Annotated in this window: 14 protein-coding genes and 1 pseudogene; 5 read left to right on the forward strand and 10 right to left on the reverse strand. The window is 42.4% G+C overall.

The genetic code is table 11. The features are described 5' to 3' along the window. Positions 1–46: 46 nt before the first annotated feature. On the reverse strand, positions 47–274 hold the full coding sequence (locus tag ISX45_RS15370; protein ID WP_181555304.1) for a hypothetical protein: 228 nt from the start codon (positions 272–274) through the stop codon (positions 47–49). A gap of 118 nt (positions 275–392) precedes the next feature. Further along, positions 393–1787 (reverse strand): ATP-binding protein, encoded by a 1395-nt coding sequence (locus ISX45_RS15375; RefSeq protein ID WP_194519366.1) that lies wholly within the window; start codon positions 1785–1787, stop codon positions 393–395. Between the two features lie 532 nt (positions 1788–2319). Between ISX45_RS15375 and ISX45_RS15380 the strand changes: the two genes are divergently transcribed. From ISX45_RS15380 to manA, 5 genes are all read left to right on the forward strand, one after another. Further along, entirely contained in the window at positions 2320–3843 is a 1524-nt protein-coding gene (locus ISX45_RS15380; protein ID WP_194519367.1) for an FAD-dependent oxidoreductase, read from the forward strand. A gap of 159 nt (positions 3844–4002) precedes the next feature. Continuing rightward, positions 4003–5418, forward strand: coding sequence for a PTS fructose transporter subunit IIC (locus ISX45_RS15385; protein WP_181555301.1), 1416 nt, complete (start codon positions 4003–4005; stop codon positions 5416–5418). Between the two features lie 80 nt (positions 5419–5498). Continuing rightward, on the forward strand, positions 5499–7481 hold the full coding sequence (locus tag ISX45_RS15390) for a BglG family transcription antiterminator (protein ID WP_194519368.1): 1983 nt from the start codon (positions 5499–5501) through the stop codon (positions 7479–7481). 126 nt (positions 7482–7607) lie between these two features. Beyond that, a complete protein-coding gene (locus ISX45_RS15395) occupies positions 7608–8060 on the forward strand; it encodes a PTS sugar transporter subunit IIA (protein ID WP_181555299.1) in 453 nt (150 codons plus the stop codon). A 71-nt stretch (positions 8061–8131) separates the two neighbouring features. Beyond that, complete coding sequence (gene manA / locus ISX45_RS15400; protein WP_181555298.1) at positions 8132–9094, forward strand: mannose-6-phosphate isomerase, class I; 963 nt, start codon at positions 8132–8134, stop codon at positions 9092–9094. A 462-nt stretch (positions 9095–9556) separates the two neighbouring features. Here the strand turns inward: manA and ISX45_RS19720 are convergent, their stop codons facing one another. From ISX45_RS19720 to ISX45_RS15430, 8 genes and pseudogenes are all read right to left on the reverse strand, one after another. Next, complete coding sequence (locus tag ISX45_RS19720) at positions 9557–9742, reverse strand: hypothetical protein (protein ID WP_228485565.1); 186 nt, start codon at positions 9740–9742, stop codon at positions 9557–9559. After that, positions 9727–10209 carry an MFS transporter gene (locus tag ISX45_RS19960; RefSeq protein WP_267240183.1) on the reverse strand — a complete coding sequence of 161 codons (483 nt, stop codon included), beginning with the start codon at positions 10207–10209 and terminating at the stop codon, positions 9727–9729. The genes ISX45_RS19720 and ISX45_RS19960 overlap by 16 nt, the downstream gene beginning before the upstream one ends. A gap of 8 nt (positions 10210–10217) precedes the next feature. Beyond that, complete coding sequence (locus ISX45_RS19965) at positions 10218–11021, reverse strand: MFS transporter (RefSeq protein ID WP_267240184.1); 804 nt, start codon at positions 11019–11021, stop codon at positions 10218–10220. A 227-nt stretch (positions 11022–11248) separates the two neighbouring features. After that, positions 11249–13588, reverse strand: a complete 2340-nt coding sequence (gene helD, locus ISX45_RS15410; RefSeq protein WP_194519369.1) for an RNA polymerase recycling motor HelD — start codon at positions 13586–13588, stop codon at positions 11249–11251. A gap of 946 nt (positions 13589–14534) precedes the next feature. Continuing rightward, positions 14535–15034: pseudogene (locus tag ISX45_RS15415) on the reverse strand (alanine:cation symporter family protein); the annotation flags it as partial. Between the two features lie 19 nt (positions 15035–15053). Beyond that, the gene (locus ISX45_RS15420; protein WP_194519370.1) at positions 15054–16196 is read right to left on the reverse strand and encodes a glycerate kinase; all 1143 of its coding nucleotides are present in this window, start codon (positions 16194–16196) and stop codon (positions 15054–15056) included. An 18-nt stretch (positions 16197–16214) separates the two neighbouring features. Continuing rightward, entirely contained in the window at positions 16215–17489 is a 1275-nt protein-coding gene (locus ISX45_RS15425; RefSeq protein WP_194519371.1) for a GntP family permease, read from the reverse strand. Positions 17490–17609: 120 nt separating this feature from the next. Then, the gene (locus ISX45_RS15430; RefSeq protein ID WP_194519372.1) at positions 17610–18731 is read right to left on the reverse strand and encodes a CdaR family transcriptional regulator; all 1122 of its coding nucleotides are present in this window, start codon (positions 18729–18731) and stop codon (positions 17610–17612) included. Positions 18732–18951: the final 220 nt, after the last annotated feature.

The raw sequence follows: 18951 nt of genomic DNA on the forward strand, positions 1-18951 counted from the left end.
TTTTTTTTGTAAAAAACGAGCTATCGTCCAAGATAGCTCGTTACTGCTACTCGCAAACAGGATTGCGAGGAATTTTAGTAAATGAAATATCATGATACATTCGTGTATTTCTTTTAATAATAACGACGTAATTAACTGTCCATATATAAGAAGGGATGTCATTCCCCTCTTCAAACATCATCGCTTCAAACGAGTCGCCAATCGTTTCTTCAAAGCTCTCCAGTGTATAAGTTGCTACATCAGTTGAAAAATCTCTCCACTCGCAAACAATCATGTTCTCACTCCTAATGTTACCATGTTTGCTCTTATTGTAATACGTTTTTTCAAACAGTTGTTTGTTATATATTGAACAAATTGTGAATCCTACTGTTATTGTACAATATAAAGAAAAATCATTTCTTCGTTATATAAGCTTGCCTTGGGTGATTTGGCTGATTAGGATATTTTAATTGTATTTTCCCTTCGTCTAACAACTTCGCTAAATAGTTGTTTCGCAAACCATCAGGCGTTCTTGCTAACAATGTGGCTAATTCTTTTAACATTAACGGTTTTTTGGCACAAAGCTGTAAAATGATTTGTTCCATTACACTTGGATGAAGACGTTTTTTCTTTCGTGCTAACTCCGCTATATTCCATAATTCTTCATGAATCTGTCCAGACTCAACGAACGAAGCCATCTCAGAAGATCGATCGTTTTTGTTATTTACGGAGTTCGATGGATTATTTATGGAGTTAGAATCTTTATTTACTGAGTTCATCATATCACTTATGAAATCCGGATCTTTATTTACGGACTTAATGTCATTATTTACGGAGTCGACACCTTTGTTTACGGAGTTTTTATGGTTATTAACGGAGTGTCGATTTTTGTTTACGGAGTATAAATCCTTATTTACGGAGTTTACTACTTGCTCAAACATCGGTTCATTCATATCGTCATTTTCATGCTGTTGCATATCATCAACATGAACTGTTTCATATGATGCAGCCGTTTCATCTGGAAAAAGATACTTCGATGATTGAATCGTTAATGTTAAAATCGTGCGCTCTGGATTTGTATGTTGCAAAAACTCCGGCTGCTTCCATTGATGTTGTTTCCACGTAATTTCAATATGCTTTAACCCCGAACCAGCCCGTTTACAAAGTCCAATTAAAATAAACATTTTAAATAGATTCGGATTGCGGAGATTGCTCATTCCACCCGAAAAAGCGTGATCAATTGGAATCCGAAATAATCCTGGGTTTGAAAATCGAAAGACATCCTGCTCTTTTTCAATGACAATGCCACCTTCGCCCGAGTAATCAGCGTGAACTAATGCATTGATGAGCGCTTCATGCAAAGCAGGGGACAATGTAGAATCTACGTTGGTGAAGTGTGCCATCACTTTAAAATAAAAATCATACACATTTCCTGACCATGTTCCATCTTGAGACGTAAATCGCTTTGTCCAAACACTGGTTACTATATCGCTCGAACTTTCCCGATACTCCAAAAAATATTGCGGTAAAACTTCTGTAATAATCCGCTCTTCGCTAAACATTAATAAACCTGCCAATGTGACTCCTTCTTTACTGCTGTTCCGCAGTTTTCCCCATGCGCCAATTTTGTATAAAAATTCTTTTGTCTCGAGTCCATTCCATGGATGATTTGGCTTTACAGCTGCAAATTTTTCACGGTAACTTTTTACAGATTCAAAATTTAATTCATTTAATCCGTAATGTTCCAGAATGAGACTATCGTGCAGTACGGATGAATGGTCATCTGAATGTATTGTATATTTATTCACTTCCAATCTCCCTCTTAAATTATTTTATAAAAATATTTCTGTTTACACCGCTTTCCTATAATTCTTATTTTATCATCTTTCCTCTTTAGTGAGTGTGATTACCAAAAAAAGAAAAAGACAGATTCTATTGTACACCTATCATTTTACATATTCATTTATTTCCAAAAGATTTTAAATGGTGTTTTTCGCTTCTTCCCATCTCGAGTAAAGAAGGACTAAGGCGAACTCAAACCAACGAACAGCCGTTAACATCCGCACTTCTTACTAGATTTCCTTCTATCATCACTTCACACATGTTGTTCATCCGATTTCCGCTCTAATCTGTTTAAGACGTTTTTCTGTCACAATTTCTATATTAATATAATTTAAAAGTATGAAAGTCTCCATGTTCCCTCTACTCTCATTGCTGCTCATTCCCTTACCAACCGTTTTAACTGTCTCATTTCTTTGCTAATCAGAAAAACAGGGATAATTTTTTTATTTTAAGGAAATTTATGTATATAAGGAAAATCATCATAAGGAGGAATATCCAATGAATTCTCTTCCTACATCGCTTGAACCGTATTGGCGGACGTCCGTTTCTATTCCGTCGTTTTCAAAGCTAACAGATGATATTAACGTCGATGTTGCCATTATCGGCGGAGGTATTTCCGGAATTACGACTGCTTATTTGCTTGTGAACGAGGGCTTAAAAGTCGCGCTTATCGAAGCTGATCGTCTTGTAAATGGAACAACCGGACATACAACCGCGAAAATTACAGCGCAGCACGACCTCATCTATGACGAATTGATTAATCATCTCGGTGTAGAAAAAGCAAAACTGTACTACGAAGCTTGCATGGACGCTCTACAGTTTATCAAAAGTACTGTGAAAGAAAAGGGTATAGATTGCGACTTTGTGGAACAAGAGGCATACATATACACAAATTCTTCGTCATCGCTCAATAAGCTTATCAATGAATGGAAAGCATACGAAAAACTTGGCATTGACGGAGCATTTATCGAAACGATTCCGCTTTCCATTCCGGTCAAAGCCGCTGTCATGATGAAAAACCAAGCTCAATTTCATCCGCTAAAATACTTACTAAAACTCGTTGATATCATTGTCCAAAACGGTGGAAAGATTTACGAGCAAACTCCCGCTGCAGATATAGAACAAGGAGAAACATTAACCGTTGTCACTCGAGATAAAAAGCGGATCACGTGTGAACATGTGGTCATTTGCTCTCATTTTCCGTTTTACGATGGCGGTTTTTATTTTTCAAGAATGTATGCAGAACGGTCGTATGTGCTAGCCGTACAGATTGCTGAAGAGTATCCTGGTGGCATGTATTTAAGCGCCGATAACCCGAAACGCTCGATTCGTTATGCCACAATGGGCGACGAAAAACTGATCTTGATCGGGGGAGAAAATCATAAAACGGGACAAGGTGTTCCCACAATTCAACATTATGAGGCGCTTCAATCGTTTGCCTCGCAGTTGTTTACAGTGTCAGCCTTTCCTTACCGCTGGTCGGCGCAAGATTTAACGACATTAGACAAAGTTCCATATATCGGAAACATGACAGCGAATACGCCAAATATTTATGTCGCGACAGGGTACCGCAAATGGGGAATGACAAACGGAACCGTCGCTGGATTGTTGCTGAAAGATTTAATTATGGGACGGGACAACCGCTATCGCGACCTATACACACCATCAAGGTTTTATGCTGATCCTAGCATAAAACACTTTATCACACAAAACCTTGATGTCGCCAAACACCTTGTTGAAGGAAAAGTCGAAGTCGCAATTCGAACACCAGAGGACTTGGCGAACGGGGAAGGGGCCGTTGTTGTCGTCAACGGCAGACGAGCAGGAGCCTATAAAGACGAGAACGGGACATTGTCCATTGTTGACACGACATGTACCCATATGGGGTGCGAACTAGAGTGGAATAGCGGCGACCGCACATGGGACTGTCCTTGTCACGGGTCTCGTTTCTCCGTCCACGGTGACGTCATCGAAGGCCCGGCCCAACAGCCACTAATAAAAATCAATGATGACAAACCTTGACAAAGAGCTGCCAATGAGGCGGCTCTTTCCTTATTTCCTTCCGAAAAACTGATTAACATACTTTTTACCGGAACTTCCGGTACATATTTGTTCTATTTTCCCTATCAAATCGCGTTAATATGTCTGTGAAAGGGCTTACAACCAGAAAGGGGGAAAATTATGAAACTCTTAGCGATTACTTCTTGTCCCAACGGAATTGCACATACGTATATGGCTGCTGAGAAACTAGCGAAAGCCGCTGAAAAAATGGGACATGAGATGAAAGTAGAAACACAAGGCTCCATTGGTGTCGAGAACGAATTAACCGTAGAAGACATTCAAACAGCAGACGGAATTATTATTGCCGCAGATAAACAAGTGGACAAAAGCCGTTTTTATGGAAAACGAGTGTTAGAAGCGTCCGTAACCGACGGCATTCGCAAACCGGAAGAACTCATTGCTAAATTCGAACGTAATGAAGTCCCTATATATGGAAAATCGGAGCCTGATAAGCTGAAAACGATCGAAGAAGTCAAAGAAGAAAGAACACAAAAACAGAATCCAATTTACCGCAATTTGATGAACGGAGTCTCTTATATGATTCCATTTGTCGTCATCGGTGGATTGTTAATCGCTCTTTCTCTCGCTATTGGTGGGGAACCAACAGAAAAAGGTCTCGTCATTCCGAAAGGCTCCGTTTGGAATCACATTCTTAACGTCGGGACAGCTAGTTTTACATTCATGGTCCCAATTTTAGCTGGGTTTATTGCTATGAGTATCGCTGATCGCCCTGGACTTGCCCCGGGTATGATTGGCGGTTATATTGCCGCAAACGGAAGTTTTTACGGCAGTGAAGCAGGAGCTGGATTTATCGGAGGAATTATTGCTGGATTTTTAGCTGGTTACATTGCAAAATGGATTAAAAGCATCCGTGTTCCTAAAGTGATTCAACCGATTATGCCTATACTCGTCATTCCATTATGTTCTTCCATCTTAGTGGCAGCAATTTTTATCTTCATCCTTGGACAACCGATTGCTGGAATGATGGAAGGACTTACATCATGGCTAAACAGCATGCAAGGTGCAAGTAAAATCGTATTAGCGATAATTCTCGGAGCGATGATCTCATTCGATATGGGTGGTCCTGTCAACAAAGTCGCCTTCTTATTCGGTTCAGCAATGATCGCAGAAGGAAATGCTCATATTATGGGGGCGATCGCTGCCGCCATTTGTATCCCGCCGCTTGGACTAGGATTAGCGACTTTATTAAACAAAACAAAATTTACCGCAGAAGAACGGGAAGCCGGAAAAGCGGCGCTGGCAATGGGGCTAGTCGGTATTACAGAAGGAGCAATTCCGTTTGCCGCACGAGACCCACTCCGCGTCATTCCAAGCATTATGATCGGCTCAATGGTAGGGGCGGTAATCGCCATGTTAAGCGGAGTAACAGACCATGTCCCACATGGTGGTCCAATTGTCGCCGTATTCCAAGCTGTTGATAACGTCCCAATGTTTTTTGTATCGATCATCATTGGAATGATTGTTACAGCTTTAGTAGTGAATGTGATTAAAAAGCCGGTTGAATCTGCAGAGTAACATTATATTTGTATAAGAATCTTTGCAACCAGCAACGATTCTGCCTTTTTTGTCCAATGCAAAAGAAAGAGGTGACAGTGATGCTTTCTCGCCATAAACAACTATTAAAACATTTGTTAACTACCAATGCCTATACATCTGTCACTTCATTGGCGAATGAATTGGTATGTTCTGAAAAGACGATCCGAAATGATTTAAAAGCGCTTGATGAATTTCTATTACAAAAATATCCCCATATCGTGATTGAACGAAAACCAAGTATAGGGGTCATCGTGAAAGGGGACGAAAAGGAAAAACAGAAACTTTTTCGCGACCTTTCGCTTTTGGATGAAAAAGACGTATCTCAAGACTATCGAAAGCTCCAATTGATCAAAGCGCTACTGACAGCAGATAAACCAGTAACAATGCAGCAACTAGCAAATCAATTTTATGTCAGTAAATCGGCAATTAGCTACGATTTAGAAGAAATAGAAGATTGGTTACAATCTTTTGGACTTACATTAATTCGTAAACCACACCTAGGTTTAAAAGTAGAAGGAACAGAAAAAGCGTGGCGCTCCGCCTTATCACAGCTCGTAGAGTTGCTCGTTGACCATTCCTACTACATTCTCGATGCAAAACAGCTAAAAATGATTGAAGATGTTTTACAACCATATGAATTAGCTCTCATTGAAAAAGAAATTCGTCAAATGGACGAATCTCTTGATTTTCGGCTAACCGATCAATCAGTTGTCAGTCTAACTGTGCACATTGCAATCGCGGTCAAGCGAATTAAAAAAGGGCATAGTATTCGCATGGACGAAAGCCAATTACAAGAGCTACAGACAAAAACAGAATACCTGCTCGCGGAACAGCTTGCGAAACGGATTGAACAATGGTTAGCCGTTAAAATCCCGAAAGAAGAAATTGGATACATTACTCTTCATTTTCTAGGCGCAAGAGTACGGTATGACCAAATCCACATAAAAGAAGGGATTGAGCATTTATTAAAAAAAGTAGACAGAGAATCGTTAGAAATCGTCAGAGAACTAATTAAGGAAATCTCATTACACACCAACGAACGATTGTGCGACGATAAAGAATTATTAGTGGGACTCACTATTCATTTTCATTCGACACTAAACAGATTGAGAAACGGTTTATCGGTGAAAAACCCGATGCTTAAAGAAATCAAACGAATGTATTGCTATCCATTCGAACTCGTTCTATCTTTGATCACTAAGGTTGAACAAAAAGCAAACGTTATCATTCCGGAAGACGAAGTAGCTTACATTGTCCTACATGTTCAAGCTGCCCTAGAACGGCTGCAACACAAAAAAGAAAAAACGCGAGTGGTCATTGTTTGTGCTACCGGTTCCGGGACATCACAATTGATTGAAGCAAAAATTTCCGCTTCATTTCCAGAGCTAGAGATTGTCGAAGTAACTTCGATTGCCAAACTGAACGAAGTCATCGCAGCAAAAGAACCCGACTTGTTACTTAGTACCGTTCCGCTAGACTATACGCCTGTTCCTGTTATGACGGTGAGTCCGCTATTGCCAAAACACGAACTAGAAATGCTCAAACAATTTATTTATCGCGTTTCTCATTTCGCAGAAGAAACACATCGTTACGAAACATTACAACAATTCATCGATCCAAACTTAATTTTTCTTGATGTCTCTTTCACAGACCGATTAGAAATCATTGAATATGTGGCGAACGAGCTTTACAAACACGGCTATGTAGAAGAACCATACGGAGAAAGTGCAAAAGAGCGAGAAACACTCTCTTCCACGTATATTGGCGGGGGGATTGCGATTCCGCATGGGCAAGTGCAATGGATTAAGCAATCTGTTATAGCAATTGCTCGACTATCCTCCGCTATTGATTGGGATGGAGAAAAAGTGAAATTCGTTTTTATGATCGCTCATAACTTTCACGATAACGAAACAATAAAGAAATTGTTTCAAGAATTATCCGATTTATCAGAAGACGAAGAGACGCTAAAACAATTAGCCCTTTCTACAACCATTGACGAATTTTACGAATCAGTAAACAAAAAAACAAGGGGGCTCGTTTAGCTCTCGAAGCCAAACGTTCTTCTCCTGCAGAAACACTTGTCACCGTGAAAACACGAGTTTAACAAAAAAACTCTGGACTCTGAAGCAAAACAAATTTTCTTTACACATTTAGAAGGAGTGAGAAACATGAATTTAACAGAACTTGTAACAACCAATTTAATCCAATTACAATTAGAAGGAAAAACAAAAGACGAAATCATGGAAGAAATGGCCGAAATGATTGATCGCAGCGGAGCTTTACACGATAAAGAGAAATATAAACAGTCATTGTACAAACGAGAAATGGAAGGAAGCACAGGCATCGGCTTCGGAATTGCGATTCCCCATGGCAAAAGCGATGCTGTGAAAAAAACATGTGTGGCCTTCGGAGTGAAAAAAAGCGGAGTTGACTGGGATAGCCTAGACGGCGAAAAAGCCCAACTTATCTTCATGATTGCTGTACCAGAAAAACATGCAGGAGATGAGCATTTAAAAATTCTCCAACTTCTATCTCGCAAATTAATGGATGACGAATTTCGTGAACACCTTTTACATGCCACAACGAAAGAAGAAGTGATGCAATTGTTTGATCAAGTATAAAATCAGAGAAATTTTTTGTATAATCAAAATATAGAAATTATATATATTTTCATAAAAAGGTGTGAAAACACATGCAAATAGAGCCGATTTTTTTCACTCCCATTTTCCAAGAAAGAATCTGGGGAGGAACAAAGTTAGCGCAACAGTTTGGCTACGACATTCCTTCCGAGCGGACAGGGGAATGTTGGGCAGTATCCGCTCATCCGAACGGACAAACATTTGTCAAAAATGGACCATTTGAAGGGATGCCGCTCGGACAGCTATGGGACGAGCACCGTGACTTGTTCGGTCATTTCCCTTCCGAGCACTTTCCGTTGCTTACGAAAATTTTAGATGCCAATGCCGATTTATCCGTTCAAGTTCATCCAGATGATACATATGCACGCGAACACGAAAACGGCGAACTAGGAAAAACAGAATGCTGGTATATTATCGACTGCAAAAAAGACGCAGAGCTCGTGTATGGCCACAATGCCAAAACGAAAACAGAACTAAAAGAAATGATGGATAACGGACAATGGGACAAGCTGCTTCGCAAAGTGAAAATCAAACCTGGGGACTTTTTCTATGTCCCAAGCGGAACGATTCATGCCCTTTGCGAAGGAACCCTTGTGTTAGAAACGCAACAAAGTTCGGATACGACGTATCGTGTATACGATTACGACCGCGTCGACGAAAAAGGAAACAAGCGGGAACTCCATTTAGAAAAGGCGCTGGACGTTATTACCGTCCCACATACCGATGCATACTCCCAGCCACACGTCGTCAAATACGATGGTACAACGATTACGACGTTTATTGAAAGCGACTATTTCACCGTGCAAAAATGGAATATCGAGGGAACAGCCACATTCAAGCAAAGCAAACCTTTTCTCATCGTCAGCGTTCTTCACGGAGAAGGAGAGCTGATTTCAGAAGGCCAATCGTATTCGTTAACGAAAGGAGACCATTTCATTCTTCCTTACCAATTTGGATATTTTTCGATCAAAGGAACATTAGAAATTATTTCCTCATCACCATCGCAACACCCATAACAAAGAAGCTGTCTCGTTTCGTGAGGCAGCTTCTTTGGCATTTACGAAGATATTGATCGGTTTTCATTCACTGCTACCTCATGTGATGACCGATATTCTTTTTCTAAAAACTCTATTGTTCACTTACAATAAAGTTGTTTAATTTTAATACTCTAAACACGCATAACACCATTCGATTCCGAACGGTGTTCAAAAAATAGTTATTTCATTTTAGATAACTTGAATTGTTTTAAGAAGCAGTAACAAAAAAAGTTGTTTCACAAATTTTCTGTTATTCAACTATCGCTCCCGATTGTTGAAGTTTGCTTCAGAATGTATCGGTCCTTATGGAAGTATGAAAAGCCTTGAAAGCAACCAGCTAGGAGTTATCCGGAGGCATTTGGTCCACTGAAACGGAATAAGACGGTACAACGTGTGCAGCTGCTGCACTTGCGCTCCGGCTTATGTCAAGTTACTCAACCTTTAATCTGTAACGGCATGGACCTCTTTCTTCTCCATATCCCGCTGAATTCGACTATCGCCGACAAAAGAAGCGGTCAGGACGCTGAGGGCGATAATGCCCAATCCGACAATGAAGACGAAGCTGAAGGAATCAGTCCAAGCGTGCTTCACGTAACCGACGATCTGTCTGGTCAGCTTCTCCGGCACTTCAGCACGTCCGGAGCAATCATCATACCGAACAGACTGTCGGTGTTCTCCGCAAGCTTTGCCAATACCGGGTGGACAGCCTGGTTGGAAGCGACATCCGGATCTGAGAGCACCTGCTGCATATTGTCACTGATGCTGTGGTTCATTACCACGTTAAACAGCGTGACTCCGATGGTACCCCCGATGGATCGGAAGAAGGCAGCGGCCGAGGTTACGGTACCGAGCTGGCTTTTCGGGAAGGCTTCCTGAACCACAATAGCCAAGGTTGGCATGACGAGACCCATGCCGCTTCCGAGAATGATCATATAAAGGTAAGTAATAAACGAGGAAGTGTCCACACCCATGGTGCTCATCAGATAAAATCCCAGCGAAGTGATCAGCATCCCCGTAACAAGCACATTCTGGTACCGGGTGCGCAGAAGGATCTGGGAATCGATTATGCTTGCAGCGATCAAGGAGATCATCATAGGGGTCGTCAGCCAGCTTTCGTCAGCGATACGCCCAAGATGGCCTGTATGAACATCGGAACGAACATAATTGCGCCGAACATGCCCAAACCCAGCACGTTTGAAACAGCGAATACGCGGTTTTGAAACAGCTTGAGATCGAGAATCGGTTCTTTGGCCCAACGTCCCCCCCAACCGAACAGAATGAACAAAACAGTGGATGCACCGAAAATACTGTAGCTGGCAGCAGAATCCCATGCAAATTTTTCTCCGCTGAAAGTCAGCCTAAATAGCAGCAAAACCAGTGCCGGAACGAATACGGCAATACCCAAGTAGTCAATGGGAGCATCGGTGGTGCCTGCCGCTTTTTCCCTCTTCAATCCAACAAAAATCAGAATGCCTGACAACAAGCCAAAAGGTACGTTAATTAAGAAAATCCAGTGCCAGCTGACGTGATCCACAAGGAAGCCACCGATAAACGGTCTAACGATGGAACTTAGGGCAAACAAGCCTCCGAATGCGCCCTGCCATTTGACCCGTTTCCCCGCCGAGAAGATATCCCCTATGATCGTCTGGGACAAAGACATGATCATGCTGCCTCCCAGGCCTTGCAGGACGCGGTATAGCACCAGTTGCTCCATGGCGGTGGCAGTAGCGCACAGCCCCGAGCCCAATACGAAGATCAGAATACCCAATAAGTATAAAATCCTTCTGTCAAACATGTCGGACAGCTTACCGGCGATCGGTACCACCGTGGTAGATGTAATAAGATAAGCCGTCGTTGCCCATGAGAAAATCGAAAATCCGTTCAACTCGCCGACGATAGTCGGCATGGCAGTTCCCACGGCGGTTTGCTCCAGAGCACTGAAAAACATCCCGAGTATAAGTCCCAGAAGGACTAGCTTTCTTTTGACTCCTAATTGCTCTTTCTACTTTAATCCCTCCGTTTAAGTTTCTGATAGAATGGTCAGTTAATTTTGGATTATTCAATTTAATAATGCAAAACCCCATTTCTATTTTTAATTACAGTGATAATTTAAGACTCCACACCAGTCCCTTGTTAACTCTGGATCAGAAGTAAACTCCCTGGCTCAACGTTGCGCAAAAAGGGGCTCGGTTCGCCTACACTGTAAAGCTGCAAGTGATGCATAGCCCGGGTGCAGGCGGTGTAGAACAATCTGCGCAGACTCTCATCGCCATATACTTGCGCCGATGCGTTATAAATGATGACGGCGTCAAATTCGATGCCCTTGGCCAAATACGCCGGTATGACGACAACACCTTGTTCATATTCGGTAGATCCGCTCTTCACGAGCTTAATTTCTTCGACGTCGCTCAGTGCTTCGTATGCGGCGGTGCTTTCCGCAGCAGATTTGCATATAATCGCGATCGTATTATACCCCCGGTTCCGCAAGTCCTTGATTTTGGAAGCAATGCAGCGGTGCAGTTCGGCATGATTGGAAACTCTCGTCAGCACAGGCCTATCGCCGTCGCGCTCAAAAGCGATAATCCGTTCGCCGCCAGGCACGAGTCCGCGCGTAAATTCGACGATCTGTCTTGTGGATCTGTAGCTGCGGGTCAAGGTTATCACATCGGTTTCGTCCGGTCCGTATAAGCTGGTAAGTGTTTGAAAATCGGCCGTTTCACTGGCATGGGCAAAGATCGCCTGGTTAAAGTCGCCGAGCACGGTCATCCTTGCCGAGGGAAACAAACATTTCAAATACTCGAATTGAAACGGAGAATAATCTTGCGCTTCGTCTACAAGCACGTGTTTGATCGAGATGTTCCTCTGAAAGCCTTGAATCAGATCTTTCAAAAATAAAAACGGAGTTGTATCTTCGTAAAACAGTTTGCCTTCGTCTAGCATTTTCACCGTCAATCGGCAAATATCCTCCCACTCCTCGGGTGTTTCCCCCTCCATCCACAGTTTGATCCGTGTTGGATCGGCGAAAAGTTGCTTGTATATTCCCTTAAAGTCGATGAAACGAAGCGTCCGGATCCGTTTGCGCAACGGCTTCAATTTTTTGCGGACGATCAATTCGCCAAGCGCTTCGATCTCGATCTCATAATTGTCTAACGATTCTCCTTTAAAGCGGCGTTTTTTCCGTAAATGGGTGTAAGCCTTATGGTAATCCTCGTTGCTAAGCAGCTCGATTTCTTCCCGCACCCATAGCTTGGTCCGCTCAAGTTTCTCGGCTGCATCGATTTGCTTGTTTAGCCAATCCACCAACTTTTCAAGTCTGTTGTGAAAGCGGAGTGAGGTGTCGCTGCTGTAAAACCTTTCCGCGATTTGTTTGGCGGTGACGATCGGTTTTCCTCTAAATAGAATATCTTTGAATAGCATGCCGGAGGATTCCAGCGACTTCCAGTATGTTTTGATCGACTCGAAAAAACGGGTTGATGCCTTGAATCGGATGCTCGCAGTCCTAGTCCGGTATGAAGGGTCATCCGCTGCAGTCAACACATATTCCAATTGCTCGTAAGGACCCTCTACTTGAAATTCGTTGCTCAGCCGATAATCCAAGTATTCCTGGAATGTGACCTGTTGCATATTCTCTTCGCCGAGTTCGGGCAACACATTGGATACGTAGCTGTTAAACATCGAATTAGGTGAAAATAAAATGATTTGATCGGCTTTCAGCCGATCCCGATACTTGTAGAGCAAGTAAGCGATCCGCTGCAGGGCGGCCGATGTCTTGCCGCTGCCAGCAGGGCCTTGCACAATGAGCAGCCGCCCGCGATCGTGCCGGATGATCCGGTTTTGTTCCCGTTGAATGGTGGCCACGATGTTGTGCATATGTTTGTCTGTGACTCTGCCAAGCACCTGTTGTAAAATCTCGTCTCCAATGGTGAGACTGGTATCGAACATCGATTTGATAACACCGCCGCGGATGATATATTGCCACTTTTTCTCCAGCATGCCACGGATTACGCCTCCGGGCGTAGCATATTCGGCCGGACCGGGCGGGTAATCGTAGTAGATACTCGAGACCGGCGCCCGCCAGTCGTAGATAAGGATGTTCTCTCCGCTTGTATCCGTGAGCGTGGAGATGCCGATATAGATTCGTTCAGCAGCGGAAGTTCCTTCTTCAGTGAAATCGATTCGGCCGAAATAAGGCACCTCCTGCATGCGGCGCAGCACAGACAACCTCTTGAAGGCTTGTCTGTGGGTGCTTTGGCTGACAGACAGGTTCTGAGCCTGTTGTCTCAAGCTGATGATCGTCTCAAGAAAATCGTCGAAAGTATCTATATTAACCTTGACGTCATCCCAAAAGTGTTTGCGGATATCAATCACTTCTTTCCGACGCCGCAAGGTTTCGTCTTCCAGCATGCCGATTTGCTCCGCAATTGTCTCCATTATGCTGTCCAATCGTTCTTGCTCCTGCCGAAGTTCTGTCATTTCAATCACTCCTTTAAAAAAATGAAAAATGGGGGTTGACTGAAGGGGATTTATGATGCATAATTATAATGGGATATTATATTATAATTAACAAATAAAATGTGTTTCTATACTAATTTATCATAGTTTCTCTATTTTATCAATGTATTTAACACTACCGCCGCTATGATGGATCGTACTTGTTGCAATTTTAAAGGTAGAAAAACCCTATTTAACAAGACAAATGACTCACAAAAAATGATATCCAAATATACGATCATTTAAAGTAAGGTTAGATAAATCTTATTGAGAAATCCTTCAGAGAACATATCAAGCATAATACAGTTATTCACGAGTTTCATTTCATCTAGAGCCTCATTCTGTAACTTTATTACCATTTTCATTAACTCTCCACCTTTTGTATTTTTTATCTGTCATGTTCGAGTATATTAAGTGTATATCCCCTTTCATTAAAGATCTTCTCCATTTCTTTTAAGTCTTTATTTTTAAAAGGATTTGCCGATATCTTGTAAGCTTATTAACAAAATTTTTTAAGGCTTTTTTCTAGTTCTTTCATTCCTGCCAAATATCCAAATTAACTACCAAGTGTTATTCAATTAAATGGCCCTTTAATGGAATAATGTAGCTGGAGTTTTAAACAACATTTTTGTAAATTAAACGACTTTATTTGTAATTAAACAACTTTATTATCACTTACTTATCATCTATGTCAGTAATACCTGCTTTCACTGGATCAAATACAGGAATCTTTCCCGGCTTTTTTCTTCTCCTCTTAATCTTTTATAATACTTTCAAAGCCGGATTTCTTAAAAAAGGGATCGCAATCATATTCAGCCATGCTATGCAATATCTCTAAGCATTCAAGTAAGTTTTGCTGTTTTGACGCTACCATCGAAAACAAACAACCACGAGTATCACATATTGAAACTAAGACGAAATGGAATGAAGCCAAGCGAGCGATTCGCTTGACACAGCCAAAAAATAATGGCCACTGCAATAATCACTAACCCGATTCCTATGATCGTTGGATTGATCCCAAACGCATTTTTAATTCCTGCCGCAATACTGTTGGCTTGTACTCCCGGAAGAAGCATACCAGTGGCCGATACGGTCCCAACAGCGAATCATACCGCATACCATTTGATTTTCAATATAATGGGCAGGACCTCCACAGAATTGGCCATCTTGCTTAATTTTGTATACTTGTGCAAGAGCTGCTTCGACAAACGCCAACACCGCTCCTAAAAAGGCGATGAGTCACATCCAAAACACGGCTGTTGCCACTCCAGCGATGTTGCCGGTCCCGACCCGTCCCGATAAAGCGAGCGATAACACTTGAAACAAAGAAATTCCCTCTTCAGAGTTACACCCGTCAAACATTTGCTTCATCATATCTTTCAAATGCCTGACTTGTAAAAAGCGGGTCATTAACAAATAAAAAAGGCCTCTCCTTCCGAGAAGCCTTTTATCTCATCCCCATTCCGATTTTGCACATTGCTGCAATTTGACGAGCTGTTTTTGTGAGATAAGGTTCAGCGTTTTCCAATGCTTTTGTAAGCGGAATAATTCCCGGCACCATGCTATAAAGGGCATCGATTCCGTGCTGTAACACAATATCGCTATCGTCTGATAACGAACCAGCAATACCAATAACGGGAATACCGTATTGTTTCGCCGCTTTTGCCACACCGACGGGCGTTTTCCCATAAATGGTCTGACTATCAATACGCCCTTCCCCTGTAATGACGAGCGAAGCGCCTTTTACACGTTCATGAAATTGAACAGCCGCAAGAACAATCTCTACTCCCCGTTTTAACTCCGCGTTAAGAAACGCAAGTAATCCGGCACCAAGCCCACCTGCTGCACCTGCGCCGGGAACATGGCGAACTTGTTTTCCTAACGTCTGTTCAATCATATCGGCATAGTGGCTTAAATTTTCATCAAGCTGTCGGACCATTTCCGGCGTTGCCCCTTTTTGTGGTCCAAATACTGCTGATGCTCCTTGTGGTCCCGTTAATGGGTTGTCGACATCACAAGCAACGTCAATTTTTACTTTTTTGAGTCTCGAATCGAGCTGTGAAAGGTCAATCGTGACAAGCTGCGATAAATTTCCACCGCCGGGAGCAATCTCTTGTCCAGCCCGGTTCAGAAGCCGGCCGCCCAGCGCTTGGATCATTCCTGCCCCGCCATCATTTGTCGCACTTCCGCCGATTCCAATGATAATATGCTCCACGCCCATATCCAGAGCTGCTCGAATTAATTCCCCTGTTCCCCTCGTTGTCGTGAGAAGCGGGTTTCGCTTTTCGTTCGGAACAAGATGTAATCCTGAAGCAGCTGCCATTTCGATTACCGCAGTTTTCCCTCCACCAAGCACGCCAAGAAAGGCATTCACTGGCTCTCCTAACGGTCCTGTAACCCGTTTTTCGATGACCGTACCTCCCGTCGCGTCAACCAATGACTGAACCGTCCCTTCTCCTCCATCAGCCATCGGTATTTTCACATACTCCGCTTCTGGAAATACATCCCGAAATCCCTTTTCTATCGCATTTGCTACTTGTGACGCAGACAAACTTTCTTTGAACGAATCAGGCGCAATGACAATTTTCATCGTTCCATCTCCATTTCTCTATGATCCAAAAAACTGAAATACTCCAAAAATTAATGTCGATATAACAGTTAACGTCATCCCTACAAGCGATTCATATGGAATGAGTTTGAGACGTTCTTTGATTTCCATATGAACACTCCCAGCTGTAGCATGGAAAAAGCTTCCGTGAGGCAAATGATCCAACACCGTAGCACCAGCATGAACCATTGCTGCTCCGGCTAGCGCGGAAACACCTAAACCAATGATCGTTGCTCCAAACACGCTGCTGGCAACCGCCGTTCCTGCTGTTGTTGAAGCGGTAGCCCCGGACATGAAGATACCTGAAATCGGCGCTAATAAATACGCCGGCAATCCCGAATGAGCTAATCCGCCAATGATCGCATTTTTCAGCGATGAGTTCGCAATAACCCCTGCTAACGTTCCCGTTCCTAACAACATAATGGCGACGCCGGACATTTTCGATAAGCCAGAAACAGCATAGTCATTGATATTCTTTGCTTGTTTCATCGCAATCGCACCCACAATTCCACCGACAGGAAGTGCAATCATTGGATCGATGGCAATATCAAATGCCGGACGCAATGCCAACAGTACAATCGTTACAATTGGAGCTACGATCGCAGCTAAAAATGTTGGCAATTCCTTATGTTCATTGCCTGTAGCTTTCCTCGTATTCGCAACTGGTGCTCCTTTATGAACGAGTTGCTTCGCTAGAAGATAGGTTACAACAATTCCGAAAAGAGCCGGGATAATCCCAGCTGCCATCAACGAGGTTAATGAGACATGGAATGCGTCCGAGGCAGCGATTGTATTCGGATTAGGCGACATGATGTTCCCTGCTTTCCCTCCACCAATCATCGCCAAAAGAATCGCTGATTTCGATAATTTTGTCCGGCTGGCAATCGCTAACGCAATTGGTGCAACTGTAATGACCGCGACATCAATAAACACTCCGACCGCTGTTAAAATCATCGTTGCGACAGCCAATGCAAGTAGCGCTCGTGTTTCTCCGAGCTTCCGTACAATCGTTTCTGCAATCGACGCAGCTGCTCCAGAGTCAATCAGTACCCCCGCTAGCACCCCTGCAGCTAAAATGCGCAGCACAGCAGGGATCATTTCTTTGGCTCCTTCCATCATGATATTGACAGTATTTGTTACATCTATCCCACCTACGATTCCACCAATGAAAGCACCTGCAATCATCCCGTAAGCAGGTGAAACTCTTCGTAAAATGAGTATGATCGCAATAACTAATGCGACGATCGCTCCTAAAGCGCTTACTTGAATATCCACGATCCAAGCCCCCCCTTTGCTTATTTTTATCGTAAGCGCTATCCATAATAATTTCATTGTGAAACAAAACGAATTTATGAAGCGATCGTTCCACTATTTATTGTGCAAATGCACAAATTACTAACGAAGCTGATGAACAATAAGCGCTGTATATAGCTGAAGCAAATCCTTGATATTGTGAGGGTCTTTTCCAGTGATTTTCTGAATTTTTTCGAACCGATAACGCAGCGTATTGCGATGAACAAATAGTTTGCTGGCCGTCTTATTCAGTTCTCCCTTTTCTTGAATATAAACATGTAACGTCTCCTGCAATTCACCGGTTTCATCGTGTTCAAGAAGCCGCTCATAAAATTCAAACGCGCTTCCCGCAAGAGGTAACTGCCCCATTTCCGATAATAAAATTTCAAACTCAACCTCTTTATAATGATATACGTAACGTTCTGGATCCATTTTCCTCCCCACCGTTACGGCTTGTTTGGCCAGTTCATATGATTGTTTAATCGCTGGGATTTTTGAACAGCACGGACCAATCCCTGCTTTTCCGTTCGTCACTTTTTGTAAAATTCTTTCCATTTTACCGATGATGTCACCAATATCTCTTTCTTCATTGACAATAGATTTAAGCACAACGATTTCCGAGGAGTATGTGAAGGCAGCCAAATCCTCTGTTGCTAATTCATATGTAAGCGTTCGAAGCAACTGTTGGTTCACATACTGAATCTGTTCATGAGGGATTTCCACCACGATGACGAGCCGAGGAAGGGACAGATTGACACCAAACGTCTTCGCCCGCTCAAGGAATGATGATTCATCTACATAGTCGTCATAAATAAGTTGATTGACTAGATCTTCTTTTAACCGCTGCTTCCATTGAACTTGTTCTAAAAAGAATGATTGTTGCAATACCATCTCAGCAGCCATTTTTACTAGTTCCGCGTATTCCCGAATATCATTTGGATCACCTGTAATTCCAATAACGCCTACTGTTTCCCCTAAAAAATGAATCGGCAAGTTTACTCCCATTTTGACACCTTTCAACTGATTCACACTTTGCTCATCAATTTCAATCGTCCGGTTTTCCTTTAATGCTAATAAGGCTCCATCGTGAGTATGGCCGATCCTACTTCGATCTCCAGAACCAATAATTACGCCATTACGATCCATCACATTAATATTTTTTCCTAAAATTTTCATCGTGCGATCAACGATTTCTTGAGCTAATTTTGGGGTAAACCATTGCAACTTCATTCCCTCCCTCATTTTCATTTATGCTGAAAGCTACTATGCTACCAAAACATTAAATGAATCCTAACTATCCTCTTACGGAAAATCGCACTCATCATATGGAAATATATATTTTTTGTTCGTTTTATCATTGTTCTCATTATATACTGAAAATTTTCACATTAATTACATCCTCTTAATAGTCCCTTAAAATTTTTATTTTATCATGATGATTGTA

Source organism: Thermaerobacillus caldiproteolyticus (assembly GCF_015326725.1).
GTDB lineage: Bacteria > Bacillota > Bacilli > Bacillales > Anoxybacillaceae > Thermaerobacillus > Thermaerobacillus caldiproteolyticus.

What these genes read in the sequence shown, in the direction of transcription:
- ISX45_RS15420 (WP_194519370.1), bottom strand. Translation starts at nt 16,196, where the DNA reads ATGAAAATTGTCATTGCGCCTGATTCGTTCAAAGAAAGTTTGTCTGCG.
- ISX45_RS15395 (WP_181555299.1), top strand. Translation starts at nt 7,608, where the DNA reads ATGAATTTAACAGAACTTGTAACAACCAATTTAATCCAATTACAATTA.
- manA (WP_181555298.1), top strand. Translation starts at nt 8,132, where the DNA reads ATGCAAATAGAGCCGATTTTTTTCACTCCCATTTTCCAAGAAAGAATC.
- ISX45_RS15390 (WP_194519368.1), top strand. Translation starts at nt 5,499, where the DNA reads ATGCTTTCTCGCCATAAACAACTATTAAAACATTTGTTAACTACCAAT.
- ISX45_RS19965 (WP_267240184.1), bottom strand. Translation starts at nt 11,021, where the DNA reads ATGCCGACTATCGTCGGCGAGTTGAACGGATTTTCGATTTTCTCATGG.
- ISX45_RS15380 (WP_194519367.1), top strand. Translation starts at nt 2,320, where the DNA reads ATGAATTCTCTTCCTACATCGCTTGAACCGTATTGGCGGACGTCCGTT.
- helD (WP_194519369.1), bottom strand. Translation starts at nt 13,588, where the DNA reads ATGACAGAACTTCGGCAGGAGCAAGAACGATTGGACAGCATAATGGAG.
- ISX45_RS15370 (WP_181555304.1), bottom strand. Translation starts at nt 274, where the DNA reads ATGATTGTTTGCGAGTGGAGAGATTTTTCAACTGATGTAGCAACTTAT.
- ISX45_RS15385 (WP_181555301.1), top strand. Translation starts at nt 4,003, where the DNA reads ATGAAACTCTTAGCGATTACTTCTTGTCCCAACGGAATTGCACATACG.
- ISX45_RS19960 (WP_267240183.1), bottom strand. Translation starts at nt 10,209, where the DNA reads ATGATGATCTCCTTGATCGCTGCAAGCATAATCGATTCCCAGATCCTT.